Annotated in this window: 26 protein-coding genes, 1 other RNA gene and 1 pseudogene; 19 read left to right on the top strand and 9 right to left on the bottom strand. The window is 68.4% G+C overall.

Annotated elements, in window-relative coordinates:
* The first annotated feature begins 16 nt into the window (after positions 1 to 16).
* The 4 genes from dapE to ABD089_RS08060 all read left to right on the top strand — a co-directional run bounded on the left by dapE (position 17) and on the right by ABD089_RS08060 (position 2,484).
* On the top strand, positions 17 to 1,084 hold the full coding sequence (gene dapE, locus ABD089_RS08075; protein ID WP_343885787.1) for a succinyl-diaminopimelate desuccinylase: 1,068 nt from the start codon (positions 17 to 19) through the stop codon (positions 1,082 to 1,084).
* On the top strand, positions 1,084 to 1,881 hold the full coding sequence (locus tag ABD089_RS08070) for an LOG family protein (protein ID WP_343885786.1): 798 nt from the start codon (positions 1,084 to 1,086) through the stop codon (positions 1,879 to 1,881). The genes dapE and ABD089_RS08070 overlap by 1 nt, the downstream gene beginning before the upstream one ends.
* Positions 1,878 to 2,219: a DivIVA domain-containing protein gene (locus ABD089_RS08065; RefSeq protein WP_343885785.1), complete on the top strand. Its 342-nt coding sequence runs from the start codon at positions 1,878 to 1,880 to the stop codon at positions 2,217 to 2,219. Before ABD089_RS08070 ends, ABD089_RS08065 begins: the two co-directional genes overlap by 4 nt.
* A 97-nt stretch (positions 2,220 to 2,316) precedes the next feature.
* On the top strand, positions 2,317 to 2,484 hold the full coding sequence (locus ABD089_RS08060) for a DUF3117 domain-containing protein (protein WP_343885784.1): 168 nt from the start codon (positions 2,317 to 2,319) through the stop codon (positions 2,482 to 2,484).
* 198 nt (positions 2,485 to 2,682) lie between these two features.
* Here the strand turns inward: ABD089_RS08060 and glgA are convergent, their stop codons facing one another.
* Positions 2,683 to 3,879, bottom strand: a complete 1,197-nt coding sequence (glgA, locus tag ABD089_RS08055; RefSeq protein ID WP_343885783.1) for a glycogen synthase — start codon at positions 3,877 to 3,879, stop codon at positions 2,683 to 2,685.
* Positions 3,880 to 3,989: 110 nt separating this feature from the next.
* Between glgA and glgC the strand changes: the two genes are divergently transcribed.
* A complete protein-coding gene (gene glgC / locus ABD089_RS08050; RefSeq protein ID WP_343885782.1) occupies positions 3,990 to 5,222 on the top strand; it encodes a glucose-1-phosphate adenylyltransferase in 1,233 nt (410 codons plus the stop codon).
* 86 nt (positions 5,223 to 5,308) lie between these two features.
* Here glgC and ABD089_RS08045 read toward each other — a convergent pair.
* Positions 5,309 to 5,981, bottom strand: a pseudogene (locus ABD089_RS08045) (O-methyltransferase).
* Positions 5,982 to 5,992: 11 nt separating this feature from the next.
* Between ABD089_RS08045 and ABD089_RS08040 the strand changes: the two are divergent.
* From ABD089_RS08040 to ABD089_RS08020, 5 genes are read left to right on the top strand one after another with little or no spacing between them, the layout of a single operon-like run.
* Positions 5,993 to 6,454, top strand: coding sequence for an ankyrin repeat domain-containing protein (locus ABD089_RS08040; protein WP_343885781.1), 462 nt, complete (start codon positions 5,993 to 5,995; stop codon positions 6,452 to 6,454).
* Between the two features lie 5 nt (positions 6,455 to 6,459).
* Positions 6,460 to 7,380, top strand: a complete 921-nt coding sequence (gene dapA, locus ABD089_RS08035) for a 4-hydroxy-tetrahydrodipicolinate synthase (RefSeq protein ID WP_343885780.1) — start codon at positions 6,460 to 6,462, stop codon at positions 7,378 to 7,380.
* A complete protein-coding gene (sigE, locus tag ABD089_RS08030; RefSeq protein WP_386769563.1) occupies positions 7,364 to 8,095 on the top strand; it encodes an RNA polymerase sigma factor SigE in 732 nt (243 codons plus the stop codon). Before dapA ends, sigE begins: the two co-directional genes overlap by 17 nt.
* A complete protein-coding gene (locus ABD089_RS08025) occupies positions 8,092 to 8,985 on the top strand; it encodes an anti-sigma factor family protein (protein WP_343885778.1) in 894 nt (297 codons plus the stop codon). Before sigE ends, ABD089_RS08025 begins: the two co-directional genes overlap by 4 nt.
* A gap of 10 nt (positions 8,986 to 8,995) precedes the next feature.
* Positions 8,996 to 9,403, top strand: coding sequence for a sec-independent translocase (locus ABD089_RS08020; protein ID WP_343885776.1), 408 nt, complete (start codon positions 8,996 to 8,998; stop codon positions 9,401 to 9,403).
* Between the two features lie 96 nt (positions 9,404 to 9,499).
* Here ABD089_RS08020 and ABD089_RS08015 read toward each other — a convergent pair whose 3' ends face one another.
* From ABD089_RS08015 to ABD089_RS08005, 3 genes are read right to left on the bottom strand one after another with little or no spacing between them, the layout of a single operon-like run.
* Entirely contained in the window at positions 9,500 to 10,747 is a 1,248-nt protein-coding gene (locus tag ABD089_RS08015) for an Mrp/NBP35 family ATP-binding protein (RefSeq protein ID WP_343885775.1), read from the bottom strand.
* Between the two features lie 55 nt (positions 10,748 to 10,802).
* Positions 10,803 to 11,375, bottom strand: a complete 573-nt coding sequence (locus ABD089_RS08010; RefSeq protein WP_343885774.1) for a DUF1003 domain-containing protein — start codon at positions 11,373 to 11,375, stop codon at positions 10,803 to 10,805.
* On the bottom strand, positions 11,368 to 12,669 hold the full coding sequence (locus ABD089_RS08005; RefSeq protein WP_343885773.1) for a magnesium transporter MgtE N-terminal domain-containing protein: 1,302 nt from the start codon (positions 12,667 to 12,669) through the stop codon (positions 11,368 to 11,370). The genes ABD089_RS08010 and ABD089_RS08005 overlap by 8 nt, the downstream gene beginning before the upstream one ends.
* Before the next feature lie 84 nt (positions 12,670 to 12,753).
* Here ABD089_RS08005 and ABD089_RS08000 point away from each other — a divergent pair, with 84 nt between their 5' ends.
* The 3 genes from ABD089_RS08000 to ABD089_RS07990 are packed head-to-tail and all read left to right on the top strand — an operon-like array spanning position 12,754 to position 14,921.
* On the top strand, positions 12,754 to 13,689 hold the full coding sequence (locus ABD089_RS08000) for an HpcH/HpaI aldolase/citrate lyase family protein (protein WP_343885771.1): 936 nt from the start codon (positions 12,754 to 12,756) through the stop codon (positions 13,687 to 13,689).
* A 37-nt stretch (positions 13,690 to 13,726) separates the two neighbouring features.
* Positions 13,727 to 14,239, top strand: coding sequence for a YflT domain-containing protein (locus tag ABD089_RS07995; protein ID WP_343885770.1), 513 nt, complete (start codon positions 13,727 to 13,729; stop codon positions 14,237 to 14,239).
* 55 nt (positions 14,240 to 14,294) lie between these two features.
* Positions 14,295 to 14,921 (top strand): class I SAM-dependent methyltransferase, encoded by a 627-nt coding sequence (locus tag ABD089_RS07990; RefSeq protein ID WP_343885769.1) that lies wholly within the window; start codon positions 14,295 to 14,297, stop codon positions 14,919 to 14,921.
* Positions 14,922 to 15,026: 105 nt separating this feature from the next.
* On the opposite strand, the gene corA is transcribed toward ABD089_RS07990, so the two are convergent.
* Positions 15,027 to 16,112, bottom strand: coding sequence for a magnesium/cobalt transporter CorA (gene corA / locus ABD089_RS07985; protein ID WP_343885768.1), 1,086 nt, complete (start codon positions 16,110 to 16,112; stop codon positions 15,027 to 15,029).
* Positions 16,112 to 17,578 (bottom strand): aminopeptidase P family protein, encoded by a 1,467-nt coding sequence (locus ABD089_RS07980; protein WP_343885767.1) that lies wholly within the window; start codon positions 17,576 to 17,578, stop codon positions 16,112 to 16,114. Before ABD089_RS07980 ends, corA begins: the two co-directional genes overlap by 1 nt.
* A 68-nt stretch (positions 17,579 to 17,646) precedes the next feature.
* On the opposite strand from ABD089_RS07980, the gene ABD089_RS07975 reads away from it, so the two are divergent.
* Entirely contained in the window at positions 17,647 to 18,564 is a 918-nt protein-coding gene (locus tag ABD089_RS07975) for an acyltransferase domain-containing protein (protein WP_343885765.1), read from the top strand.
* A 58-nt stretch (positions 18,565 to 18,622) separates the two neighbouring features.
* Complete coding sequence (locus tag ABD089_RS07970) at positions 18,623 to 19,183, top strand: histidine phosphatase family protein (RefSeq protein ID WP_343885764.1); 561 nt, start codon at positions 18,623 to 18,625, stop codon at positions 19,181 to 19,183.
* 118 nt (positions 19,184 to 19,301) lie between these two features.
* Here the strand turns inward: ABD089_RS07970 and ABD089_RS07965 are convergent, their stop codons facing one another.
* Positions 19,302 to 20,522 (bottom strand): multidrug effflux MFS transporter, encoded by a 1,221-nt coding sequence (locus ABD089_RS07965; RefSeq protein WP_343885763.1) that lies wholly within the window; start codon positions 20,520 to 20,522, stop codon positions 19,302 to 19,304.
* Positions 20,523 to 20,633: 111 nt separating this feature from the next.
* Between ABD089_RS07965 and ABD089_RS07960 the strand changes: the two genes are divergently transcribed.
* The 3 genes from ABD089_RS07960 (at position 20,634) to rnpB (ending at position 23,337) form a co-directional block, all read left to right on the top strand.
* Entirely contained in the window at positions 20,634 to 21,380 is a 747-nt protein-coding gene (locus ABD089_RS07960; RefSeq protein WP_343885762.1) for a zinc ribbon domain-containing protein, read from the top strand.
* A gap of 52 nt (positions 21,381 to 21,432) precedes the next feature.
* Positions 21,433 to 22,887: an RNB domain-containing ribonuclease gene (locus ABD089_RS07955; RefSeq protein ID WP_343885761.1), complete on the top strand. Its 1,455-nt coding sequence runs from the start codon at positions 21,433 to 21,435 to the stop codon at positions 22,885 to 22,887.
* A gap of 68 nt (positions 22,888 to 22,955) precedes the next feature.
* Positions 22,956 to 23,337, top strand: an RNA gene (gene rnpB, locus ABD089_RS07950) — RNase P RNA component class A.
* Between the two features lie 132 nt (positions 23,338 to 23,469).
* On the opposite strand, the gene map is transcribed toward rnpB, so the two are convergent.
* Positions 23,470 to 24,345 (bottom strand): type I methionyl aminopeptidase, encoded by an 876-nt coding sequence (gene map, locus ABD089_RS07945; RefSeq protein ID WP_343885760.1) that lies wholly within the window; start codon positions 24,343 to 24,345, stop codon positions 23,470 to 23,472.
* Between the two features lie 29 nt (positions 24,346 to 24,374).
* On the opposite strand from map, the gene ABD089_RS07940 reads away from it, so the two are divergent.
* On the top strand, positions 24,375 to 24,614 hold the full coding sequence (locus ABD089_RS07940) for a hypothetical protein (protein ID WP_343885759.1): 240 nt from the start codon (positions 24,375 to 24,377) through the stop codon (positions 24,612 to 24,614).
* Positions 24,615 to 25,371 lie beyond the last annotated feature (757 nt).

Below are 25,371 nucleotides of genomic sequence, written 5' to 3'. Positions count from 1 at the left end.
GTCTAGGCTGGCCGCCATGGCCATCGATCCGCACCGCGACCTACCCGAACTGTTGCAACAGATCGTCGACGTGGAGTCGGTCAGCGGCAACGAGCGCCAGCTGTGCGACCAGGTCGAACAGGTGCTTCGGGCGGCGCCCCACCTGGAGGTCACCCGCAATGGCAATGCCCTGGTCGCCCGCACCGGCCTTGGACGCCAGGAAAGGGTCATCATCGCCGGCCACCTCGACACCGTCCCGGTGGCTGGCAACCTGCCCAGCACCCGCCGGGACGGCAATGTCATCGGGCGCGGCACCTGCGACATGAAGGGCGGCGTCGCGGTCGCGCTGCAACTTGCCGTGCAGCTGAGCTCCCCACGCCACGACGTCACTTGGGTCTTCTACGACAACGAGGAGGTCGCCAGCGAGCTCAACGGGCTCGGACGACTCTCCCGCGAGGCCCCCGAACTGCTGGCCGGTGAGTTCGCCGTCCTGATGGAGCCCACCTCAGCGCGGGTGGAGGGAGGCTGCCAGGGGACGATGCGGTTCTGGATCACCACCCGCGGCACCGCCGCCCACAGCGCCCGCAGCTGGCTGGGCCACAACGCCATCCACGACCTGGCCGGCGTGCTGGAGCGGCTGGCCTCCTTCCCCGTCGAACAGGTCGAGGTGGAGGGGCTCACCTTCCGCGAGGGACTCAATGCGGTGCAGGTGAGTGGGGGAGTGGCGGGCAATGTCATCCCTGACACCTGCCGCGTGCACGTCAACTACCGATACGCCCCCGACAAGTCCCCCGAGCAGGCGCAGACGGCCATGCAGCGCTTGTTCGAGGGCTACGAGATGGAGGTGGTCGACCTTTCGCCCGCTGCCCGTCCCGGGCTGGACCGCCCCGCGGCGCAGGAATTCCTTGCCGCTGTGGGGGGCGAGGCCGCCCCCAAGTACGGCTGGACCGACGTAGCCCGCTTCAGCCAGCTTGGCATCCCTGCCGTGAACTTCGGCCCGGCCGACGCCAACAAGGCCCATACCGACGACGAGTTCTGCCCCGAGGCGGACCTGTACGCCTGTGCTGAGGCGCTCACCCGCTGGCTCGCACCCCAGGAGGCCTGATGTCCGACCCCACGCAACACGGCGAACTGCCGCTCGACAATGCCCCCGGCCGGGGGCACGCGTCCCACCAGGGCCACGTCATCCGCCGCCATGCCCAGGTGAAGTCGACCACCGCCGACCAAGCACTCCTGGCTGGCGGCGGCGGCCACGCCTGGAGCCACGAAGACCCCTGGCGCGTGCTGCGCATCCAGTCCGAGTTCGTGGAAGGCTTCGGGGCGCTGGCCGACCTTGGCCCCGCGATCAGCCTCTTCGGATCGGCCCGCACCCCGGCTGACCACCCGATGTACCTGGCAGCCGAGCAGATCGCCCGCGAACTCGTCGCCCGGGGTCGCGCCGTCATCACCGGTGGTGGCCCGGGCGTGATGGAGGCCGCCAACAAGGGCGCCAAGGAGGCTGGTGGCACCTCGGTCGGTCTGGGCATCGAGCTACCCTTCGAGACCTCGATGAATCCCTACGTCGACCTGGGCATCAACTTCCGGTACTTCTTCGCCCGCAAGGTGATGTTCCTGAAGTACGCACAGGGCTTCATCGTGATGCCCGGCGGCTTCGGGACCTTCGACGAGCTGTTCGAGTCACTGACGCTCTCCCAGACCGGCAAGGTCTCGCACTTCCCGGTCGTGCTGTTCGGTTCGGCGTACTGGCACGGACTGGTGGAGTGGCTGCGCACCAGTGCGCTGGGAGAGGGCTACATCCGTGCCGAGGACTTGGAAATGTTCCTGGTCACCGACGACATCTCCGAGGCCGTCGCGCACGTGGTCGTCGACAGTACCGACAACCTCGACAGGTACGAGCGATGATCTGGGTGCTGGCAACGGTCGCCATCGTCGTGCTCGGTCTGACCGCCGTCGTGGCGTCCGGACGCTGGGGGCAGATGCCGGAGCTGGTGGACGACCGGCCGATGCCACGATTCGCGGCTGTGACGGGAGGCCTTTGCGGGGACGACCTGCGGGCCGCGCGTTTCTCGGTCGTCGTCCGTGGGTACTCACCAACGCAGGTGGACGAGCTTCTCGACCGTCTGGCGGACCAGCTCGACCGTGCGGAGGGCGCCGCAGGGGGCCGCCCCGAGGACCTGCGCCCCGAGGCAAAGGCCCAAGTCACGACGGTATTGGACGACGCGGACACGGTTCAGCCCTGAGCAAGATGCGCGGGCACTTGAGCCCCACGCTGGGAGGTGCTTCGCGAATGCGGAATAATGGACCGGGAAATTGTTAGCGAACCAGTGAGGATGCGCAATGGCTGCAATGAAGCCCCGTACGGGTGATGGTCCCATGGAGGTCACCAAGGAAGGTCGCGGCATCATCATGCGCGTCCCCGTCGACGGCGGCGGCCGGCTCGTGGTCGAGCTGAATGCCCAGGAGGCCACCGACCTGCTCGACTGCCTCAAGGAGGTCGTGGGTTGAACCCCACGCACACATCCCGACAACATGCCGGCGCCCACCATGATGGTGGGCGCCGTGCTTGTTCCTCGGGCGGGTCGTTCTTCGGCCGGCTTGTGCCACGGACTCTCGTGCCACGGACCCTTGTGCCACGGACTCTCGTGGTCTGACTCTCGTGGTCGGACTCTTGTGGGTCGGACGCTGCGTGGCAGCCGGGAGCCGTCAGGCCCGGTTCGCTGCGTGCCGGTCGATGGCTGCCTGGTAGACCTCGACGGTCTGCTTGGCGATCGTCTCCCAGCTGAAGTGGTCGATGCAGCGCTGTCGCCCGGCCTTGCCGAACTTCTCGGCCAGTTGCGGGTCACGGGTCAGCTCGTTGATCTTGCTCGCGAAGGTCGACTCGAAGTTGGCGATGTAGTCGGCGTCGCCCGCGCGGGCCGGATCGTACTCGACCAGATAGCCGGTCTCGCCGTCCATCACGACCTCCGGGATGCCGCCCACGGCGCTCGCGACGACGGCGGTCTCGGTGGCCATGGCCTCAAGGTTCACGATGCCCAGAGGCTCGTAGATCGAGGGGCAGGCGAAGACGGTGGCATTGCTCATCACCTGGCGCACCTCGGGGCGCGGCAGCATCTCCTGCACCCACACGACGCCGCCGCCGCGCTCGGCCTCGACCTTCGCGAAGGCCTCGTTGAACTCCTGCGCAATCTCCGGGGTGTCCGGCGCTCCGGCCAGCAGGATCACCTGGGTGTCGGGGTCGAGTTGGGAGGCTGCGCGCACCAGGTGCACCAGACCCTTCTGCCGGGTGATGCGTCCGACGAAGACAACGGACGGCTTCGAGGCGTCCATGCCGATGCGCGTACAGACGTCGGTCTCGTGATCGGGCTTGAACTCCTCGGGGTCGATGCCGTTCAGCACGACGTGGATCTTGTCGGGCTCCAGCTCGGGGTAGGCGTTGAGGATGCCCTTCTTCATGCCCTCGCTGACGGCGATCACCGCGTCGGCGCCGTTGTACGACATGCGTTCGGCCCACGACGAGAGCGCGTATCCGCCACCGAGCTGCTCCGCCTTCCAGGGGCGGTCGGGTTCAAGGGAGTGGGCGCTGACGACGTGCGGGATGTCGCGGAAGAGCCCGGCCAGGTGCCCGGCGAGGTTCGCGTACCAGGTGTGGGAATGGACGACGTCCAACTGCTCGGGCAGTGCGGCGACCATGGACAGGTCGGCGCCGAAGACGCGCAGTGCCGCGTTGGCCCCCTCGGGGTAGTTCTCGGCATGGGCGGTCGCCCCCTCGCGGGGTTCGCCCATGCACTGGACGTCCACGTCGATGAACTTCTGCAGCTGGGGGACGAGCTGGGCCACGTGCACGCCGGCACCGCCGTAGATCGTCGGGGGGTACTCCCGGGTCAGGATGGATACGCGCATGGCCCAACAGTGGCACACCGGCATCTGGGCGTAAATGCCTCTGGGCCGGCCTGTCGACCAATGCGCGGAAGTCCATTGTGCAAAGCACGCCCGGACCCTAGGTTGAAGACATGTCTTCACGACCAAAGGTGCTCTCAATCGTCCTCGCCGGTGGCGAGGGCAAGCGACTGATGCCGCTCACCGAGGACCGGGCAAAGCCGGCCGTTCCCTTCGGCGGCACCTATCGACTCATCGACTTCGTGCTGTCGAACCTCGTGAACTCCGAGATGCGGCAAATCGCAGTCCTGACCCAGTACAAGTCGCACTCCCTGGACCGCCACATCACCCTGACCTGGCGGATGTCGACCATGCTCGGCAACTACGTGACCCCGGTGCCGGCGCAGCAGCGTCGCGGCCCGCACTGGTACCAGGGCAGCGCGGATGCCATCTACCAGTCGATGAACCTGATCACCGATGAGGATCCCGACTACATCGTCGTGTTCGGCGCCGACAACATCTACCGGATGGACGTCGGCGACATGCTCGACCAGCACATCCAGTCGGGCCTAGATTGCTCGGTCGCCGGCATTCGTGTTCCGCGCAAGGATGCGAGTGCCTTTGGCATCATCGACGCCGACGCGAGTGGGAAGATCTCCAACTTCCTCGAGAAGCCGGCCGACCCGCCCGGTCTGCCCGATTCCCCGGAGGAGTCCTTCGCGTCGATGGGCAACTACATCTTCACCAAGGATGCCCTGATCAAGGCCCTTGAGGATGACGCCAAGAACCCCAATGCCCGCCACGACATGGGCGGCGACATCATTCCCTACTTCGTCGCCAAGGACCAGGCGCAGGTCTACGACTTCACGATGAACCATGTGCCGGGTGTCACCGACGCCGACCGCAACTACTGGCGGGATGTGGGCACCATCGACGCCTACCACGAGGCCCACATGGACCTCGTCACGGTCGTCCCGCAGTTCAACCTGTACAACCCAGAGTGGCCGATCTGGACGAACCAGGTGCAGGCGCCCGGTGCCAAGTTCACCCTGCGCGGCAATGCGGAGGATTCCATCGTCTCCGCTGGCTGCATCATCTCCGGCGGTGACGTCGACCGCACCGTGATGAGCCCCAATGTGCGCATCGACAAGTGGGCGCGCGTGGACCGCTCGATCCTGATGAACAATGTGCGCATCGGCCGCAATGCCGTGGTGCACAACGCGATCCTGGACAAGAACGTCGTCGTTCCCGACGGCGTCGAGATCGGCGTGAACCATGACGCCGACCGGGCCCGCGGGTTCAGCGTCAGTGAGGGTGGCATCACCACCGTCGGCAAGGGCATCGTCATCCCGCCGGTCGGATTCTGACCCACCAGCACCACGAACTGAGCCCGGGAGCCACCGTCATCGGTGGCTCCCGGGCTCGTTCCGTCTGGTGGACCGGCCTGGCGGCCTCAGGCCTTGACGGCAGCCAGCAGTCCGTCGCCCACTGGCAACAGAGTGCTGGTGAACTCCTCGGTCTCGCTGACCGACTGCAGTGCCTCGCGGATGATCAACGTCTCGTCGTCCTCGTTGTCGCTGGCGGCGACCAGGTTGTGCCACAGCGCGTCGTTCAGCACCAGGACGCCCCCGTGGCGCAGCAGGCGCAGGGCCTGGGCGACGTACTCGACGTACTCAAGCTTGTCGCCGTTGATGAAGACCAGGTCATAGGCCCCATCGCGGAGCTTGCCCAGCACCTCGAGCGGTGCGCTCGCGATCAGGCGGAAGCGCTGGGAGGCGATGCCGGCACCGGTGAAGGCGCGGCGGGCGGCGGCCTGGCGCTCAGCCTCGGGGTCGATGCTGGTGATGATGCCCTCCGAACCCATCCCTTCGAACAAGGCCAGACCGGACTCGCCGGCGCCGGTGCCGACCTCGACCACGGCGCGGGCTCCGATCAGGCGGGCGAGGAAGGTCAGGGTGGCAGCAGAGCCATTTCCGAGCGGCTCCACGCCCAGTTCGACGGCGGCATTGCGGGCCTCGCGGGCGTGTTCGCTGGCGGGGACGAAGTCTTCCGCGTAGCCGCATGAGGCGGCATTCAGGGTTTTGGTGTCGGCTGGCTGCTGGGTCACGGGCCCAGCGTACCTTCATAGGCTCCACCCATGGACGAGAGATTTGGCAGCCAGACGGATGCCCAGCAGGCCCCCGGCCCAGTCGGGTTGACCGAGCAACAGCTGGACGAGCTGCGTGCGATGTTCGACATCGCCCGTTCCGGCGACGTGCGCCTGGCGGAATGGGTCGACCAGGGCCTGCCGGTCAACCTCACCAACGAGTCCGGCGACACCCTGCTGATCCTTGCCTGCTACCACCGCCACCACGACCTGGCTGCCGCGCTGGTGGCCCGCGGCGCCGATCTCGAACGCGTCAACGAGCGTGGCCAGACGGCCCTGGGCTGCGCCGTCTTCCGACAGGACGAGGCACTCGTGTCGATGTTGCTGGCGGCCGGCGCGGACCCCGACACCGGGGGCCAGTCGGCCCGGTCCATCGCGCACTTCTTCGGGTTGAAGGGCATGTCCCACCTGCTCGACGGACCGCGAGGGGCTGGGGGCGAAGCCCTACGATGAAGCCCATGAGTTCTCCGCACGACGCCGCCGCCCCTGGCGACACCGCCGGCCTGCCCATCTTTGGCCGGGTCATCACCGCGATGGTGACCCCCTTCGATGCCGACGGGGCCGTGGACCTGGGCCGCGCCGCGGAGTTGGCTGTCCGTCTGGTCGACGAGCAGGGCAATGACTCGCTGGTCATCAACGGGACGACGGGTGAGTCGCCCACCACCACGGATGCCGAGAAGGCCGACCTGGTGCGAACCGTGACGGCTGCCGTCGGGGACCGGGCGCAGGTGATCGCCGGCGTCGGAACCTTCGACACCCACCACACCATCGACCTCGCGCACCAGGCCGCCGATGCCGGTGCCGACGGCCTGCTGGTCGTGACCCCCTACTACTCGCGTCCGCCGCAGGACGCTGTGGCGGAGCACTTCCTCGCCGTGGCCGATGCCACCGACCTACCGATCATGATCTACGACATTCCGCATCGCAGCGGTGTCGAGGTGGAGACCGATACCTTCCTCCAGCTGGCCGAGCACCCCAACATCCGCGCGGTCAAGGATGCCAAGGGCCTTCCCGCCGCGTCGTCCGTGGTGATGGCGCAAACCTCGCTGGCCTACTACTCCGGTGACGACGGAATGACGTTGCCCCTGATGGCGGTGGGTGGTGCCGGAGTGGTGGGCACCTCCACCCATTTCACCGGCCGCCGCACCCGCGAGATGGTCGAGGCCTTCGTCGCTGGACGTCTGGACGAGGCGCTGGCACTGCATCGCGCGCTGCTGGGCGTCTACACCGGGGTGTTTGCGACCCAGGGCGTGATGCTGGTCAAGGCAGGCCTGGCCCATCAAGGTTTCGAGGTCGGCGGCGTTCGTCGTCCGCTCAAGGACGCCAGCCCTGAGCAGGCCGCCGTGTTCGCCGCGCTGCTGGATGCCGCGGACCTGTGATCCTCCCCGCGGCTGCGGGAACCCATCGCGCGACGGGTTCGTTGTAGCGATGATGCCCATCGCGCGCACAGCCTCCACACAGGCTCGTCGGCCAGCATGGCAGTGCCGACGAGGGGAGGAGCAGGCGATGGGTACGCAGGTGGCGTCCAATGAATGGCAGGCCCCCACCTGGGAGGAGCTGGTTCGTGACCACTCCGACCGGGTCTACCGCCTCGCGCTACGCCTGACCGGCAACCGGTACGACGCCGAGGACCTCACCCAGGACGTCTTCGTCCGCGTCTTCAAGTCGATCCACACCTTCACCCCGGGCACGCTCGAGGGCTGGATGCACCGGATCACCACCAACCTCTTCCTCGACCAGGCCCGCCGCCGACAGCGAATCCGGATGGACCCGATGGGGGTTGCCAATGAGCGGGTTGGTTCACCCATGTCGTCCCCGGACGAGCTGCTGGACGACGCAGGGCTGGACGCCGACGTCGCCCAGGCGCTGGCCGCGCTGGCGCCGGACTTTCGCGTATGCGTCGTGCTGTGTGACATCGAGGGCCTCAGCTACGAGGAGATCGCGCAGGTTCTGGACGTCCGTCTGGGCACCGTCCGCAGCCGTATCCACCGCGGGCGCACGCAGTTGCGCGCCGCCCTCGCCCACCGTCGCCCGACCCAGGGCCGGGAGCGCTACCTTGGCGCCCGCCTCGAGTACGACGAGGTGGACGCATGAACGAGTGCACTGCCTGGCGGGACGAGCTCGTCGCCTACGCCGACCATGCCCTCGATGGGCACACCCGCGAGGTGATCGCCCGCCATCTGGTCGGGTGCTCGCAGTGCCGCACCGAGCTGGCGGAGCTGCAGGGCGTGCGAACTGTGGTGGCGACGGCCGCCACGATCGCTGGCGCGCCTGCCGGCCTGGCCGACCGGCTGCTCGCGATCGCCGGTGACGATGCGCAGCGTGAGCTGTGTCTGGGACGCAAGACACAAACCGCTCTACCCAGTCTGCGGGCGCGACGGCGCCAGCGGATGTTGGTTGGGACCTCCGGGATGGTGCTCGTCGCCACGGGGCTGTTGGCAGGCGCTTGGCTGCTCGCGCCCGACCTGCCCGACATCTCCGATCCCGATGGAAGCACGCTGGGTTTGACCAGCACGATGCCCACCAGCACTGCCGTGCCCTTCAGTGCCATCCCCTTCAGTGCCATCCCCTTCAGTGCCGTGGGTTCCGCTGCTCAGGCGGCGTTCATGGCCACCCCCAGCTCGGTTGACGTCGATTGCCCGGCCGCGTTCAGCTGCCCTGACGAGATCGACGGGATGGTCCTGACCTCGGTGGTGGTCGATTCCGCGACCGCGCCGACCACGGTGCGCGCCGTCTATGCCGACGCCAAGCGGGAGGTCACCGTGGTGCAGCAGCGGGGCAGGCTCTCACCCGGCACCGCTGCGACGGCGGCAGGGGAGCGCATCGTCTGGCAGAGCTCCGACATCGTCATCTGCGTGCACTCTGACGAGAGTGGGCACGCGCAGAGCGTCGCCAACGCGCTGCCCCACCAGAGCCCCGCCGACGGTGGCCTCGGCCGCATCCGGGCAGGCCTGCGTTCGTTGGTGGGCCAGCGCGGCCGCTAGGGTGTGAGTCGTGCCAGGACCATGGGAAATAGTGATGCTCGTCGTGTTGGCGACCATCATGTTCGGCCCGGAGAAGATCCCTGAGTTCAGCCGCAAGGCCGCCCGTGTGGTGTTCTTCCTGCGCAACATCGCCAACAATGCCCAGAACCAGCTGCGCGCCGAGCTCGGCCCCGAGTACGCGGACCTCGACATCCGTGACCTGAACCCCAAGACCTTCGTCCAGAAGCACATCATCAACGCGGTGCAGGACGACCTGGACGAGATCAAGGCCGACCTGGAGGGCGTGAAGAGCGAGATGGAGGGTTCCGCCAAGGACCTCAAGATGCTCGGGGAGGACGTCCGGCACGACGTCGAACGCCAGTCCTCGGCACTGGCGGCCGAGGGGGCACCCGTCCCGGTCGACCTCGACGCAACGTAGCTCCCGAGCCAAGGACAGCGATCCCCGAGCCTTGGGACAATCAACCCACACGGTGTCGAAAGACCCTTCGGCCCGGGGATCGAACAAACCAGCCGTTCAGACCGGCGTGACGCCCAGCGGCATCCCGGCCAGACCACGCGGACGTCCCGCCAGGGTCTTCGCCAGCGCGGTCAATGCGACGGCCGCGGGGGACTCCGGATCGCCGAGCACGATCGGGGTGCCAAGGTCGCCGCCCTCGCGCAGGGTCTGCTGGATCGGCACCTGACCGAGCAGCGGGATGCCGTAGCCCAGGCGCTCGGTGAGCGTGTCGGCAACGGCCTGGCCGCCGCCGGCACCGAAGAGCTCGACGCGGTGTGCCTCGGAGCAGTGCGGGCACACTGCCTCCAGGTAGGACATGTTCTCCACGACGCCGATCACCCGCTGTTGCATGATCGCGGCCATGGTGCCTGCGCGCTCGGCCACCTCGGCGGCCGCCACCTGCGGGGTCGTCACGACGATGACCTCGGAGTTCGGGATCTTCTGGCCCAGCGAGATCGCCACGTCACCGGTGCCCGGCGGCAGGTCGAGGATCAGGAAGTCCAGGTCGCCCCAGTAGACGTCGGCCAGCAGCTGGGTGAGTGCACGGTCGAGGATTGGGCCACGCCAGGCGATCACCTGGTCGCGGTCGGGCTTCAGCATGCCGACGCTGATCACCTTCAACCCCAGCGAGGGAACGGGCATGATCATGTCCTCGACGGCGGTCGGACGGGCATCGCCCAGGCCGAGCATGTCGGGCACCGAGTGACCGTAGATGTCGGCGTCCAGGATGCCGACCGAGTGGCCCAGCTGGGCCAGCGCGACGGCCAGGTTCACGGTCACGGACGATTTGCCGACGCCACCCTTGCCGGAGGCGATCGCGATCACCTTGGTCAGGTTGCCGGGCTGCGCGAAGGGGATCTCGCGCTCGGGCTGGCCGCCGCGCAGCATCTGGCGCAGGGCCTTGCGCTGTTCGTCGTCCATCACGCCCAGCACCACGGTGGCGCCGGTGATGCCCTGTACCGCCTTGACGGCACCCTCGACGCGCTCGGTGAGCGTGGTCTTCATCGGGCAGCCCTCGACGGTCAGCAGGATGCGGACGATCGCGTGGCCCGAGGGGTCGACCTCGATGCCGTCGACCATGCCGAGTTCGGTGATCGGGCGGTGGATCTCGGGGTCGTCGACGCCATGCAGGGCGACGCGGATCTCGCCGGCCAGGCGCTCGGGGTCCAAGTTCTGGGGGTCCAGGCTCTGGGGGGCCAGGTTCTGGGGGTCCAGGCTCTGGGGGGCCAGGTTCTGGGGGTCCAGGCCGGTGTTGTCGGTGCTCATCTGGGCTTGCGTTCCTTTGTTTCGGTTTCTGCTGTGGATCTTCACGTCGCGGGTGTCACCGCTCGGTGGGGCGGTACAGGTCCTGTGGGTCGGTGGAGCGGGGCTCGTGCTGGGCGTGGTTGCGCGCCTCGTCCTGGGCGTCCAGCTCGGCCAGCATCTCGCGCAGCGTGCTGCGGATCTCACTGCGAATGTAGTCGCGGGTGGCAAGCTCGCCGACGCTGGTGCGGATGCTGGCGATCTCACGGGCGAGGTAGTCCATGTCGGCGCGGCTCTGGGCGGCCACCCGGCGGTCCTCCTCCAGGCTCAACCGGTCGCGTCCCTCCTGACGGTTCTGGGCCAGCAGGATCAGCGGGGCCGAGTAGGAGGCCTGGGTCGAGAAGAAGAGGTTCAGCAGGATGAAGGGGTAGGGGTCCCACTTCCAGTGCCAGATCGAGACGACGTTCAACGTCACCCACATGATCACCAGCACCGTCATCCAGACCAGGAAACGCGCCGTTCCCATGAAGCGGGCCACCCATTCGGCGAAGCGGCCAAAGGTGTCAGGGTCGAAGTCGACGCTCGGTACCCGGAGCCGCTGGCGGCGGCCGGGGGTGTTGAGGCGCGAGGTCTGGCGGTCCCGGTCAGCCACCGCTCACCTCGCCGGTGCCCAACGCGTCCAGGGCGCCGTCGTCCGTGCCGTCCATCTGGTCGCCGCGCCAGTCCTCGGGCAGCATGTGGTCGATCAGGTCGTCGACCGCGACCGCGCCGACGAGTTGCTTCTCGGCATTGACCACCGGCGCGACCACCAGGTTGTAGGTGGCGAAGAAGCGGCTCACCTCGGCCGTGGGCGACGAGGGGTTGAGCGGCTCCAGCCCTTGGTCCACCAGCGCGGAGACCAGCGTGGACGGGGGTTCGCGCAGCAGCCGCTGGGTGTGGACGGCGCCGACATATCGCCCGGACGGAATGTCCAAGGGGGGCCGGCAGACGAAGACCATCGAGGCCAGCGCGGGGGAGAGTTCCTCGTTGCGCACCCGGGCCAGCGCGTCGGCGACCGTCGCGTCGGTGGCCAGGATCACCGGCTCGGGCGTCATCATGCCGCCCGCGGTGTAGTCAGCGTAGATCAGCAGGCCGCGGACGTCGGCGGCTTCCTCGGGCTCCATCCGCTGCAGCAGGTCCTCGGCCATGTGGGAGGGCAGTCCCTTGATGATGTCGGCAGCGTCATCGGCATCCATCTCCTCCAGGACGTCTGCCGCGCGCTCCACCTCCAAGGCGCTCAGCAGTGCGATCTGCTCGTCCTCGGGGAGTTCCTCCATCGCCTCGGCGAGCTGGGTGTCGTCCAGCGCCCGGACGACGGCCTGACGACGCTCGGGCCCCATGTCGTGCAGCTCGCGAGCCACGTCGGCGGGCTTCATGTCGACCAGCTGGGCCAGCAGGTGGTCGGTCTCCTGCGTCGACGACAAGAGCAGGTCGGGAACCTCGGACCAGCGGTGGATGGAGGTGGCGCCTCGCGAGCCGAGCCGAAAGCGGGAACCCGTTGTCAGCTCCCGCAGAGCGACGTCGGCCACCTCCCACTCCATCGCGCGAACCGGCTTGATGGAGACGTCATAGATCGCGGCGCGGCGTCCGTTCGGACGCTCGATGGTGCGGTCGAACAGCGACTCGATCACCAGCGTCTCGGCATCGCGGCGCTGGAAGCGGCGGGTGTCCACCTGGCCCTGGATCGCGACCTGGGTGATGTCGATGGAGCGGACGCGAGCGATCGGGACGAAGATTCGCTTCCGCGCGAAGAGTTCGACGACCAGGCCCTTCACTCGAGGCGCCCGCTTGGCGGTGCGGAGCTGGATCACGACATCGCGCACCTTGCCGAGGGGGTCGCCGGTGGCGTCCAGCACCGGCAGGCCCTGTAGGCGGCTCACGAAGACCGCGGACGTGGAGACGCTCACAGCGTGAATCTACCCGACGGCGCTCGTCCGCACCCGTCCCGGCCGCCCCGCCCCGAGCGACGGGGCCGTGGCTAGGCTGGCGGGGTGAGCGAGACCACCTCGGGGCGCCCGCTGCGCGCCCGCCGTACCGTCCTGGCCGTCCCCGGCTCGTCCGACCGCTTCATCGCGAAGTCGCGGACCCAGCCCGTCGACGCCCTCTTCCTCGACCTGGAGGACGCGGTCGCACCGCCCGCCAAGGAAGAGGCGCGCTCCCGGATCGTCGAGGCGCTACGCGCGGACGAGGGGTGGCTGGCACCGACAGTCACCTACCGCGTCAACGACTGGTCGACGCCCTGGACCACCCGTGACGTGCTGGAGGTCGTCATCCCCGCCGGTGACCGGATCAACGCCATGGTGCTGCCGAAGGTTACCTCCGCCGCGCAGGTCGTCGCGCTGGACCTGCTGGTCACCCAGGCCGAGCAGGAGGCCGGCTGGGAGGTTGGACGGATCGGCTTCGAGCTGCAGATCGAGGAGGCGCGCGGTCTGCTGCACGTCGCCGAGATCGCCGCCGCCAGCCCTCGCACCGAAACCCTGGTCTACGGACCGGGCGACTTCATGGCCTCGATGGGGATGGCGACGCTGAACGTCGGTTCGCAGCCGCCGGGATATGTCGGGGATGCCTTCCACCACGTCCAGATGAGCATCCTGGTTGCGGCGCGGGCGCACGGTCTCCAGGCGATCGACGGACCCTTCGTCGGCATCCGTGACATCGACGGCTTCCGCACCTCGGCGTCCAGCTCGGCTGCGCTCGGCTACGACGGCAAGTGGGTGCTGCACCCCGACCAGGTCGCCGTCGGCAACGATGTGTTCAGCCCGCCGGCCGCCGACGTGGAACGTGCCCGCCGTATCGTCCAGGCCTACGCCCACGCCACCTCCAGCGGTGGGGGAGCGACCGGCGCGATCGTCGTGGACGACGAGATGGTCGACGTGGCAGGGCTGCGAGTGGCCGAGGCGATCCTGGCCAAGGCCGGCGATCACTGAGCCCATCGGGCTGTTGACCCGCGGATAGGGTAGAAGCATGTCGATGAACATGCAGGCCGCCTCCACGGTGATGCCACTGGAGTACCCGCAATCCGTGGCCGTGTACGCCACCTACGCCGAGGCGCAGAAGGCCGTCGACCACCTGGCCGACAATGGTTTCCCGGTGCAGAACCTGTGCATCGTCGGCACCGACCTCAAGCAGGTCGAGCGGGTGCTCGGACGTCGGACTTGGGGCAGCGTGCTCGCAAGCGGTGCCATCAGCGGGCTTGGGACCGGGCTGTTGTTCGCGCTGCTGTTGAGCTTCCTGCCCACCGGCTATTCGATGACCTCTGCGCTGGTGATCGGCCTGACGATGGGCGTCATGATGGGCCTGCTCTCGGCGGTGATGGCTCAAGCGGCCACCCGTGGGCAGCGTGACTTCGCGTCCGTGCAGGCGATCGTCGCGACCCGCTACGAGGTGCTCGCGGAGCACAAGGTGATCGACCAGGCCCGCCGGATGCTCGGCGTCGGCGTGCCGCAGGTGTGGCCACCGTCGCAGCCCGCCAGCTGAACCACGTTGACCCATCCACGCAGCTGACCACCAGAACCACCACATGGAGCACACGATGGACACAGCAGCTCAGCGCGAACTGTGGAATGAGCGTTACTCCCGTTACGACTCCTTCTACGGCTACCGGCCCAATGACTTCCTGGTACAGGCGGAGGTGATGCTGCGCCGCGGCGGACGCGTGCTGGTGGTTGGCGACGGTGAGGGGCGCAATGGCACCTGGCTGGCGCAGAAGGGTCACCAGGTCACGTCGGTGGAACTGTCGCCCAAGGGCGTCGAGAAGGCGCTGGGGCTGGCGCGGGAACGTGAGGTCTCCATCGACGCGCAGGTGGGCGACCTGGCCGAGTGGGTGCACAGCGATGCCGCCCAGGGCCCGTGGGACGCCATCGTGTGGATCTTCGTCCACCTCGAGCCTCAGCTGCGCCGTCAGGTGGCGGAGGGATTCCAGTCGCGGTTGGCGCCGCGGGGGAAACTGCTGATGGAGGTCTTCACTCCGGCGCAGCTGCAGTTGGGCGCCGGCGGCCCCGAGGACGACGAGGTCATGGTCACCCGCAGCGAGGTGCAGGATGACTGGAGCGCTCTGGACCTCGACGTCCGCATCGTCGAGCGCCGTATCTTCGAGGGTCGCGGCCATCAGGGCCTCGCCTCGGTGCTCCAGGTTCTGGGCCAGCCGAAACGCGCCTGAGGCGGGCCTGTCCTGGACGGTGTCGGTGGCGCCATCGCCCGTCAGGGCAGCAGGAGTCGTGATGACCGTGCGCTGGCCGGTGACACTTCCGGCGTTTGGCGTTCGCTACAACCAGCCCTTGTCCCGGAAGTAGGCGATACAGGCCGCCATGCCCAGGACCATGACCGCCAGCACGACGAAGTAGCCGTAGCGGGTGTGCAACTCGGGCATGTTGTCGAAGTTCATGCCGTAGACCGCGCCCAGTGTCGTGGGGACCGCAAGCACCGCGACCACCGCGGAGAGCCGCCGCATGTCCTGGTTGTCGGCCACCCCCACCCGGGCGAGCCCCGCCTGGAGGATGGTCGAGAGCACTTCGTCGAAGGAGAGGATGGATTCGCGGGCATCGGTGTGGTGGTCGGCCACCTCGCGGAAGTAGGCCCGCGTCTCCGGCGGCACCACCGGATAGGTCCGCGTCGACAACGCCGAGAGCGGAGCGGCCAGGGGCACCACCGAGCGCTTGAACTCGATCAGCTCTCGCTTGAGGTTGTAGACGCGGTCGACGCCGGTGGTTCCCGACTGGGCGAAGATGTCCTCCTCGACCTCGTCGATGTCGGTCTCGAAGTCCGACACCACCTGCATGTAGTCGTCGACGATCCGGTCGAGCACCTTGTAGAGCACATAGGCCGGGCCCAGCGCGAGGTCTTCCGGTTCGCGCTCCAGCTGCTGGCGCAGCAGGTACAGCGGGGTGTTCTCGCCGCGTCGCACCGTCATCACGAAGTTCTCGCCGAGGAAGACCATGATCTGTCCGGTGGACACGATCTCGGAGGTCTCGGTGACCGCCTCGTGGTCAACATAGGCGACCGTCGAGATGACGCAGAACAGCGTGTCGCCGAACTGCTCCAGTTTGCTGCGGGTGTGGCCCTCGACGGCATCCTCGATCGCGAGTGGGTGCAGGTCGAACTGGCGCGCGAAGCGCGACATGTCCTCGTCAGTGGGGTCCTTCAGGCCCAGCCAGACGAAACCCTCGCCCTCCTTGGCCCGCTCGGTGGCCAGGTCGAGCACGTCACACTTCTGCTTCTCGCCGTCGACGTACCAGCCCCAGGCCTGGACGGAATCCGGGGTGGTGGCCCATCGCTTGTTGGCGATGCGGCGGATCGGTGGTGCGGGACGGCTGGGCCGCCGAGTGGCCGGGATGAAGCGGCGATCAGCCATCACTGCCCCCGCTGCCAGATACCGGCCATCCACTCCTCGACCTCGTCCGCGGTTCGCGGCAACAATGCGGACAAGTTCTCGTTTCCGTCCTCCGTGATCAAGATGTCGTCCTCGATCCGCACGCCGATGCCCTTGAACTCGTCCGGGACGAGCAGGTCGGTGGCCTTGAGGTAGATGCCGGGCTCGACCGTGATCACCATGCCCGGACGCAGAACACCGTCGCGGTAGTCCTCGCGCAGCGCCTGGGCGCAGTCGTGGACGTCGATGCCGAGGTGGTGCGAGGTGCCGTGGGCCATCCAGCGGCGGTGCTGCCCACCGTCGGGGCCGAGCGACTCCTCGGGCGTGACCGGCAGCAGCCCCCAGTCGCACAGGTACTGCGCGACGACCTTGATGGCTGCGGCGTGCACGTCGCTGAATTTCGCGCCCGGCTGCGCGGCTGCGATCCCGGCCTCTTGGGCGGCCAGCACTGCCTCGTAGACCCGGCGCTGCGGCTCGGTGAAGGTGCCGGAGACCGGCAGCGTGCGGGTGATGTCGGCGGTGTACAGGGTGTCGAGCTCGACCCCTGCGTCCATCAGCAACAGGTCGCCGTCGCGCAGGTCACCGTCGTTGCGAATCCAGTGCAGGGTGTTGGCGTGGTCACCGCCCGCGGCGATGGTGTCGTAGCCGACAGCATTGCCCTGGTGGCGGGCGTGCAGTCCGAAGACCCCCTCGACCCAACGCTCACCACCTCCGCGCTTGATCGCCTCGGGCAGTTCGGCGACGACAGCCTCGAAACCGACGGCGGTGGCGCGGCAGGCCTGCCTCATCTGCTCGGCCTCGAAGTCGTCCTTGACCAAGCGCAGCGTCGACAAGGCGACTTCCAGTTCGTCGTCCGCCGTCGCGTCGCCGAGTTCCCGCAGCCGGTCGACGGTGGCAGCGAGCTGCTCGTCGGCCTGGCGGAGCACCCGCACCCTGGTCGAAGACGCATTCTTGGCGATCGCGTCCTCGAGCTGGGAGATGGGTGCGCAGTCGAGCCCGGTCAGCGCGGACATCTCCGCCAGGCTCTCGCGCTGGCCCACCCACATCTCGCCGTAGCGGGCGTCGGCGTAGAACTCCGGGTCGGTGCGGGGCGCGCGGGGCTTGAAGAACAGGGTGGCGTGGTGGCCCGCGTCGGTGGGCTCCAGCACGAGCACGGCGTCGGGCTCGCGGTCGGTGCCCAGCCCGGTCAGGTGAGCGAAGGCAGAGTGCGGACGGAAGCGGTAGTCGCAGTCATTCGACCGCACCTTCAGGCCGCCGGCGGGGACGACGATCCGATCGCCCAGGAACCGTGCCGAGATGGCCTCGCGGCGCGCCGGCGCGAACTCGGCGGCGGGCAGCAGGGCCGGCAGGTCGTCGGGATAGGGAGCCCAGTCGGCCGGGATGAAGGCCTGAAACGCTTCGCTGAAAGGGGTCTGCCGGTTGGGCAGGGCGGGCTGTTCGTCGGACATTCACCACTCCTTTGGGCACAACGGCGCGGATGTTTCCCGGGCCACCGGAAAGCATAGGCTTGCGCCCCATGGATGCGCGTACCCCAGCCCCAGCCCAGCTCGGTGAACAGTTGGCGACACTCGGCCTCGACCAAGTCGATGCCGACCAGGTGATCGCCTGGTCGCAGGGCCTGGGCGAGGACGACCACTCCCGAGTCGACGAACTCGTCCAACGGCTGGTGGACGGTCGTGACGCGCGCATCACCGGACGCGAGGCGAGGGTCTTCGAAGCCTGCGACGACGAGCACCGGTTGGGAACAGGTGTGCTGCCGCTGCTGGCGCTCGTCCAGGCGGCGCCCCGGCTGGCCGGGCTCGACCTGGCTGACGGTTACCCCGACGAGGTGGTGCGCTCCACCCAGGCTGACATCGGTCAGCAGCTGCGCAAGTTCCGCACCGTGCACGGCCGCACCGGCCTGGACACGCAATGGTGGTTGGCGGTCGTGCTGGGCGCCGGTTTCGCCCGGTTGGGGCGGTTGCAGTTCGAGGTGACCCGCAGCGATCTGGGCATGGGCGAGGGCCACGAGGTGCCCGTGCTGTCCGTGCACATTCCCGGCGACGGCCCCCTGGAACCGGACGCGGTGGACGACTCGCTGGTGCAGGCTTCCACCTTCTTCGAAGAGCGTCACCCCGATCTCGGGCCGATCGACTGGTTCATCTGCGAGTCGTGGTTGCTGGACCCGGCGCTGGCCCATCTCGTGCCCGGCTCCAACATCGCCGCCTTCTGCGCCCGCTGGGATGTCTGGAAGATCCGCGAGCGTGACCGGGACGCGCTCTACTTCGGCTTCGACGTCGAGCCGCCATCCGGCGCGGAGGTCTCGTCGCTGCTGGGTGACCTGCCCACGGACACCCGGCTGCACACGCAGATGGTGGAGCACTGGCGGGCCGGGGAGCACTTCATGCTGGCCTCGGGACGACTGCCCGTGATCCGGCAGCTGGACGAGAAGTAGGCTGCGGCGGGTCAGCGCACCCCTCGACTGTGGTGCAGCCGTTTCCTATGCTGGGCCCATGACCGAGCTCTACCTCGTCCGCCACGGAGCAACCGCCTGGAGCAAGTCCGGCCAGCACACCTCCGTCACCGACCTCGACCTCACGCCCGACGGAGTGCACGAGGCCAAGCACCTGCGCGAGCGGCTCGACCCCTCCGAGTTCGGTCTCGTGCTCACCAGCCCCCGCCTGCGGGCCCGTCGGACCGCCCAGCTGGCCGGTTTCGAGCACGCCGAGGTGGACGAGAACCTTGCCGAGTGGTTCTACGGCGACTACGAGGGCCGCACCTCCAACGAGATCCGCGAGCAAGTGCCCGGCTGGCGCATCTGGACCCACGACCTGCCCGGTGGCGAGACCAAGACGCAGGTGATCAACCGGATGACCCAGGTGGTCCAGCGAGTGCGCGATTCCGGCGTCGACAAGGCCATCTGCTTCAGCCACGGGCACGCCTCCCGCGTCCTGGCGCTGTGCTGGCTCGACATCGACATCGCCCGCGGGCAGTCATTCCCCTTGGCAACAGGGCGGGTGTGCGTGCTCGGTCAGGAGAAGGAGTCCCCGGCCATCGTGCGCTGGAACTTCTGACCAGCCACGGGAAGCAGTGGGGAATCTTCCTTGTCGGGCCGTCGCCCGCTCCCACGGTGTGCCGCTGCTGTACAAGGGCAATCACGTCAGCCAGACGGACCTACCCCGGGCCTGAGTCTCAGTCGAAGCTCTCGGCGCGCAGCCGGCGCGCGACCGGCACCAGGATCGCCAGCCCCAGCAAGCTGGCGACGCTCATCACCAGCGGGATCGGACGTGAGGTGCCGTCGGCCAATGCACCGACCAACGGCGTGACGATCGCACCCATCGCGAACTGTCCGGCACCGAGCAGGGCGGCGGCGGTGCCGGCTGACTCACCGTGACGGTGCAGTGCGACGGCGGGACCGTTGGGCAGCGAGATGCCCAGCCCGCCCATCACGACGAACATCGGGGCGAGGAAACCGGCCAGCCCAAAGGTCTGGTTCCAGGCCAGGGCCAGCATCACCAGCGAGCCGAAGCTCATCACGGACAGCCCGACCATCAGGCCGCGCACCGGCCCCACCCGACGCACGAGCCGCGGGTTCAGCTGGCTGGCCACCGAAAGGCCCAGCGACATGGTGGCGAAGGCGACGCCGAAGACCTGTGGCGACAGCCCGAAGACGTCCTGCATCACGAAGGACGAACCCGACACATAGGCGAACAGCGAGGTGAACACCAGTGAGCCGACCATCACGACCGCGATGAACAGCTTGTCGGAGAGCACCCGGCGGTAGGCCGCGAGGGTGGAGCCCAGGTTCGGGGCGATCCGTCGCTGCGGTGGCAGGGTCTCCGGCAACTGGCGCCGGGCCAGCACGATCAACGCGCATGCTGCCAGGGAGAGGATGACGAAGACACCGCGCCAAGTGGTGAAGGTCAACAGCCCCGAACCGACCAGCGGAGCCAGGATCGGCGCCAGACCCGTGATCAGCGCGAGCCGGCTCAACAGTTCGGCGGCCTTCATGCCGCGGAAGAGGTCCCGGATCACGGCCTGCGAGGTGACCGCGACCGCGGCGGCGCACAGGCCCTGCAACGCACGTCCGGCCAGCAGCACCCAGATCGACGGCGCCAACCCGCAGATCACGCTGGCGATCGCGTGGCCGGCCAAGCCGATCAGCAGGGGGCGGCGTCGGCCGAAGGTGTCGGAGAGCGGTCCGAAGAAGAGCTGGCCCAGCCCAAGGCCCATCATCATCGCGCTCAGGGTCAATTGGGCCTGGGAATCGGTCGCGTCCAGCTGGCGGGCGAGGGTGGGCAGCGCGGGTAGGTAGGTGTCGATCGTCATTGGGCCGAGGGCGCCGAGGCAACCCAGCACGACCACCAGTTTCAGGTAGTCGCGGCCCGTGGGCCCGGTGGTGTCGTGCGCCATCGTGGCCTCTCGTCGGGAACGGTCCATCTTACGACGAGGCAGCGGGTGCACCAGTTCTTGTGGGGGAATCGGGCCGGTAGGCTGGGGTTTCACCTGAACAGAGAGGCCACCATGCGCGCCGAACCGGCTGCCCAGCTGCGACTGCTCGATCTCGCCGCCATCGACTCCGAGATCGCCCGCCTCACGCACCGTCGCAAGACGCTGCCCGAGCTGGCCCAGATCGAGCAGCTGATGGCGCAGCGCGCCACGCTCGTCGAGGAGCAGGTGGCCGCCGAGACCCGTCTGGGCGACGCCGAGGGCGACCAGGCGCGCATCGAGGCCGATCTCGATCCCACCCGTGCCCGCCTTGAGCGCAACCAGCAGCGGGTCGACTCCGGCTCGGTCACCGACACGAAGGCGCTCGCCGGTCTGGTCGACGAGATCGAGCACCTCAAGCGCCGCATCGGCAAGCTGGAGGACCAGGAGCTGGACGCCATGGAGGTCATCGAGAACCTCACGCATGCCCGCGACAAGGTGTCCAGCGAGCGCGAGGCGCTCGAGACCCGCATCCGCGAGCTGATGACCCGCCGCAACGACGAGTTCGCAGCCATCGACGCGCAGGTGGCCGACCGCACCTCCGAGCGTGACGCGCAACGGCGTCTGGTGCCCACTGACCTCATGGGCCTCTACGACAAGATCGCCGCCCGCAGCGGGCTGGGGGCTGCCGCCCTCAAGGCACGCCGCTGCACCGGCTGCCAGCTCGAGGCCAATGCCGCAGACCTGCGACGCTACGCGGACGCCGCCCCCGACGAGGTGCTGCGCTGCGAGGAGTGCGATCGCATCCTGGTGCGCACCAAGGAGTCCGGCCTGCCCGAGTGAGCTTCGGCGCTGCGGGTGGCAGGCTGTAGTCCAGCCGACGAGAGGGAACACCATGCCCGCACGCCACCTGCACATCGCTGCCGAGGTCCCCGAGGAGATCCGCGAGGGCATCGCGCACCTGCGCGAGTCGCTGGAGGTGCCCGAGGCATTCCCGGACGCCGTGCTGGCGCAGGTGCGTGAACGGGTGGCCTCTGGGCCGCTGGACCTGGGGGAGCGCCGGGACCTGACCGCCATCGGGTTCGTCACCATCGATCCCGAGGGCTCCATGGACCTCGACCAGGCCATGTTCATCGAGCGCGCGGCCGAGGGCGCCAACGGTGCCGCCTTCACCGTCTGGTACGCCATCGCCGATGTTGCCGCGTGGGTCGCCCCTGGCGGTGCCATCGACGTCGAGGCGCATCGCCGTGGCCAGACCTTCTACGCCCCCAACGAGCGGATTCCGCTTCATCCCAGCGAGGTCAGCGAGCAGGCCGCCAGCCTGCTGGACGACGGCACACCGCGTCCTGCGCTGGTCTGGAAGATCGAACTCGATGCCCAGGGCAACCAGGTGACGGGCACCGTGGTCCGGGCCACGGTGCGATCCCGCGAGCGCCTCAGCTATGTGCAGGTGCAGGGCTGGTTGGACGCTGGAACCGCCCCCGAATGGGCGCAACTGCTGCGCGAGGTGGGCACCTTGCGCCAACGGCTCGAGGCTGCCCGCGGTGGCGTCTCGCTGAACCTGCCCGAGCAGGAGATCACCACCGACGAGCGGGGCTGGCACATCAGCTACCGAGCGCCGCTGCCCGTTGAGGACTGGAATGCCCAGATCAGCCTGCTCACCGGCATGGCCGCCGCGAAGATCATGCTGGACGGGGGAGTGGGGATCCTGCGCACCCTGCCGCCGGCCGAACCGTCCGCCGTCGAGCGACTGCGCCGCACGGCCCGCTCGCTGCACATCGACTGGCCCACTGACATGGGCTACCCCGACTTCGTCCGGTCACTGGACGTCTCCCAGCCCACCCACCTGGCGATGATGACCGCTTGTACCGCGCTGTTCCGCGGCGCGGGGTACACACTCGTCGCGGCCGGCGTCGACCCGGCGACCGTCCAGCACGGTGCGCTCGCGGCCAACTACGCCCACACGACCGCGCCGCTGCGACGGCTCGTGGACCGCTACGTCGGTGAGATCTGCGTCCACCTGTGCGCCGGCACCGCGGTGCCACGCTGGACGCTGGACGCGCTGTCCGCCCTCCCGGACGAGATGCGTGACTCGGACTCGCGGGCGAAGAAGTTCGAGCGCGGCAATGTGGACCTGGTCGAGGCCCTCGTCATGTCCCAGCGCGTGGGACAGGTCTTCGCGGCGGTCGTGGTCGAACTGGACCAGAAGTCCGGCGGCACGGTGTCCATCGAGCACCCTGCCATTGAGGCCCGGCTCAAGGCGGACGGGTTGGAACTGGGCAGCGAGGTCAGCGTCCGGTTGGAGTCGGTCGACCTGGTCGCCGGCAAGGTGGTGCTCTCCCGCGTCTGAGGCCGGCGTTCGGGCCCCGCATCTGGGGCGGAGAGCCGGAACGGCGCCGACCGCTAGGATGGTTCGGACGAGTCGGCCGGGTGACCGCGGCGCCGCAAGGCGTCGAGGAAAGTCCGGACTCCGTAGGGCAGGGTGGTCGGCAACACCGACCCGGAGCGATCCGCGGGACAGTGCCACAGAGAACAGACCGCCAGCGCGTCACCGAGAGGTGCGCTGCTGGTAAGGGTGAAACGGCGGTGCAAGAGACCACCGGCAGCCCAGGCGACTGGGCTGGCCAGGCAAACCCCACCCGGAGCAAGACCAAAAAGCCAGCATTCGAGGGCTGCCCGCCCGAGCTGGCTGGTAGGTCGCACGGCCACGGCCGAAGGGTGCTGGCAACAGCACTCGCAGATGGATGGTCACCGGCCCCGCAAGGGGTCACAAAATCCGGCTTACAGGCCGACTCGTCACACTCTGCTGGTGGGAGGGGGGAAGACACCCCTTCGCCCCCCTTGCACTCGGGCGCCCCGCTGCTCGCAGGATCGCAGCTGTGCTCGTGTCCAGAACCGTCCCCGACTTCTTGTCCAGTGGTGCCCGGCCAGCTCAGTTGAAGTCCAGCACCACCGGATCATCAGCCACGGTCAGGACCTGCGCGCCGTCGGACGTGATCACGATCGTCTGCTCGAACTGTGCGCAGCGCGAGCCGTCATTGGTCAGCACCGTCCAGTCGTCGTCCCATTGGTGCGAGCGGTAGTCGCCCAGGGTCAGCATCGGCTCGATCGTAAAGGTCATCCCCTCCTGCATCGGGGTGTCCAGTCGCGGCTCGTCGTAGTGCAGGATCACCAGGCCGGAGTGGAAGGCCGTGTGCACGCCGTGGCCGGTGTAGTCGCGCACCACGCCATAGCCGAAGCGCTTCGCGTAGCTCTCGATCACCCGTCCGATCACGCTCAGCGGACGCCCCGGACGGCACATCTTGATCGCCCGGTTCATCGCCTCCTGGGTGCGCTGGGTGAGCAGCTTCGACTCGGCGTCCACGTCACCACAGAAGAAGGTGAAGCAGTTGTCGCCGTGCACGCCGTCCTTGAAGGCCGTCACGTCAATCTTGACGATGTCGCCGTCCTCGAGCGGGCGCGCGTCCGGGATCCCGTGGCAGATCACCTCGTTCACGCTGGTGCACACCGATTTCGGGTAGCCCCGGTAGCCGAGCGTGGACGGGTAGGCCCCGTGGTCGAGCATGTACTCGTGCGCGATCGCGTCCAGTTCGTCGGTGGTGATGCCGGGACGGACGGCCTTGCCGGCCTCGTGCATCGCGCTGGCCGCGATGTTGCCCGCGACCTTGATCTTCTCGATCGTCTCCGGCGACTGCACGTGCGAGCCCCGGTACGGTGAAGGAGCCGGCTTGCCCACGTACTCCGGACGGGCGATGCTCCCGGGCACGGGACGCATCGGGCTGATGGGATAGGGCTTGATGGCACTCACGAAGCCGCAGTCTAGTCAGGAGAGCAACGATGACCGACGGACCCTTCTACTGGTCGCTCGTCGACCGCCGCGTCGTGACCGAGGCCGACGAGGTCAAGGCCGAGGACCGCCTCGGCCCCTACGCCACCCGCGAGGAGGCACAGCTCGCGCTCCAGCACGCCCAGGCCAACACCGAGGCATGGGACGCACAGGAGGATGCCGCCAAGGAGGAGGCCGGCGCCGACGACTGGGACAAGGACTCCGAGGGCTGGGGCCCCTTCAAGCACTGATGGGGCTCAGCTGGTGGTGAGGGTCGCGATCGCGCCCTCCACCTGCTTCTGGCGGCCCGCATCGTCGATGGTGTAGCTGGACACGAACACGCCCAGCGACGCCGGATTGCCCAGGTCGACGACGATCACGTCCACCGTGTCGCCCTTCACCTGCGGCAGGTTCAGCATGTTCACGTAGATCTCGCTGCGCAGGTGCCAGCCGGCGTGGCCGTTGATGGTGACGGCCTCGCTGACCAGGTCCTTGCGGCCCGAGTAGCCCAAGTAGTACGACGAGGTGGCGAAACAGCTCATCATCATCTGCGTCGACCGCTTGGGCTGCTCGAAGCCGTCCGCGACCGACAGCGCGCCCACCGACACCAGCGAGAACCAACCCGAATAGACGGTGTCGGTCTGTGCGCCCATGTCATAGGTCCACGGCATCGAGAAGTTGTCGGCGTCGTCCCAGCCCTCGACCCGGTCGAAGGCCAATCCGCCGCCGGTGATCTGACTGCCGGAGTTCGGGTGCACGTCACCGCCGCCGACCGGGCACGCCACCATCGCCCCGCCTGAGGGCGCCGGGTCGTCCGAGCCGCTGGCCGATGGTGAGGGGGTGGGGGAGGACGACCTCTCGTCCCAGGACGAGATCGTCGGCGTGGATGAGTTCGTGTCCTCGGCAACCATGCCGCCGCCCCCGTCGCGGCTGCGCCACCACAGGAAACCCGACACCAGCAGGGCCAGCACCAGCAGGCCGACGAGCAGCGGCATCAGGGCGGCGCGC

The sequence above is a fragment of the Luteococcus sanguinis genome, assembly GCF_039527675.1.
GTDB lineage: Bacteria > Actinomycetota > Actinomycetes > Propionibacteriales > Propionibacteriaceae > Luteococcus > Luteococcus sanguinis.
This window is presented reverse-complemented; position numbering and strand designations above follow the sequence as displayed.

Bases quoted from the DNA above. Each gene is read 5' to 3' on its own strand.
- ABD089_RS07990 (WP_343885769.1), top strand. From the start codon at position 14,295: ATGGACACAGCAGCTCAGCGCGAACTGTGGAATGAGCGTTACTCCCGT.
- ABD089_RS08065 (WP_343885785.1), top strand. From the start codon at position 1,878: ATGATCTGGGTGCTGGCAACGGTCGCCATCGTCGTGCTCGGTCTGACC.
- ABD089_RS07965 (WP_343885763.1), bottom strand. From the start codon at position 20,522: ATGGCGCACGACACCACCGGGCCCACGGGCCGCGACTACCTGAAACTG.
- glgA (WP_343885783.1), bottom strand. From the start codon at position 3,879: ATGCGCGTATCCATCCTGACCCGGGAGTACCCCCCGACGATCTACGGC.
- ABD089_RS07980 (WP_343885767.1), bottom strand. From the start codon at position 17,578: ATGTCCGACGAACAGCCCGCCCTGCCCAACCGGCAGACCCCTTTCAGC.
- glgC (WP_343885782.1), top strand. From the start codon at position 3,990: ATGTCTTCACGACCAAAGGTGCTCTCAATCGTCCTCGCCGGTGGCGAG.
- ABD089_RS07995 (WP_343885770.1), top strand. From the start codon at position 13,727: ATGTCGATGAACATGCAGGCCGCCTCCACGGTGATGCCACTGGAGTAC.
- dapA (WP_343885780.1), top strand. From the start codon at position 6,460: ATGAGTTCTCCGCACGACGCCGCCGCCCCTGGCGACACCGCCGGCCTG.
- ABD089_RS08025 (WP_343885778.1), top strand. From the start codon at position 8,092: ATGAACGAGTGCACTGCCTGGCGGGACGAGCTCGTCGCCTACGCCGAC.
- dapE (WP_343885787.1), top strand. From the start codon at position 17: ATGGCCATCGATCCGCACCGCGACCTACCCGAACTGTTGCAACAGATC.
- ABD089_RS08060 (WP_343885784.1), top strand. From the start codon at position 2,317: ATGGCTGCAATGAAGCCCCGTACGGGTGATGGTCCCATGGAGGTCACC.
- ABD089_RS07955 (WP_343885761.1), top strand. From the start codon at position 21,433: ATGCCCGCACGCCACCTGCACATCGCTGCCGAGGTCCCCGAGGAGATC.
- ABD089_RS08015 (WP_343885775.1), bottom strand. From the start codon at position 10,747: ATGAGCACCGACAACACCGGCCTGGACCCCCAGAACCTGGCCCCCCAG.
- sigE (WP_386769563.1), top strand. From the start codon at position 7,364: ATGCCGCGGACCTGTGATCCTCCCCGCGGCTGCGGGAACCCATCGCGC.
- ABD089_RS08070 (WP_343885786.1), top strand. From the start codon at position 1,084: ATGTCCGACCCCACGCAACACGGCGAACTGCCGCTCGACAATGCCCCC.
- ABD089_RS07970 (WP_343885764.1), top strand. From the start codon at position 18,623: ATGACCGAGCTCTACCTCGTCCGCCACGGAGCAACCGCCTGGAGCAAG.
- ABD089_RS07975 (WP_343885765.1), top strand. From the start codon at position 17,647: ATGGATGCGCGTACCCCAGCCCCAGCCCAGCTCGGTGAACAGTTGGCG.
- corA (WP_343885768.1), bottom strand. From the start codon at position 16,112: ATGGCTGATCGCCGCTTCATCCCGGCCACTCGGCGGCCCAGCCGTCCC.
- ABD089_RS07960 (WP_343885762.1), top strand. From the start codon at position 20,634: ATGCGCGCCGAACCGGCTGCCCAGCTGCGACTGCTCGATCTCGCCGCC.
- ABD089_RS08040 (WP_343885781.1), top strand. From the start codon at position 5,993: ATGGACGAGAGATTTGGCAGCCAGACGGATGCCCAGCAGGCCCCCGGC.
- ABD089_RS07940 (WP_343885759.1), top strand. From the start codon at position 24,375: ATGACCGACGGACCCTTCTACTGGTCGCTCGTCGACCGCCGCGTCGTG.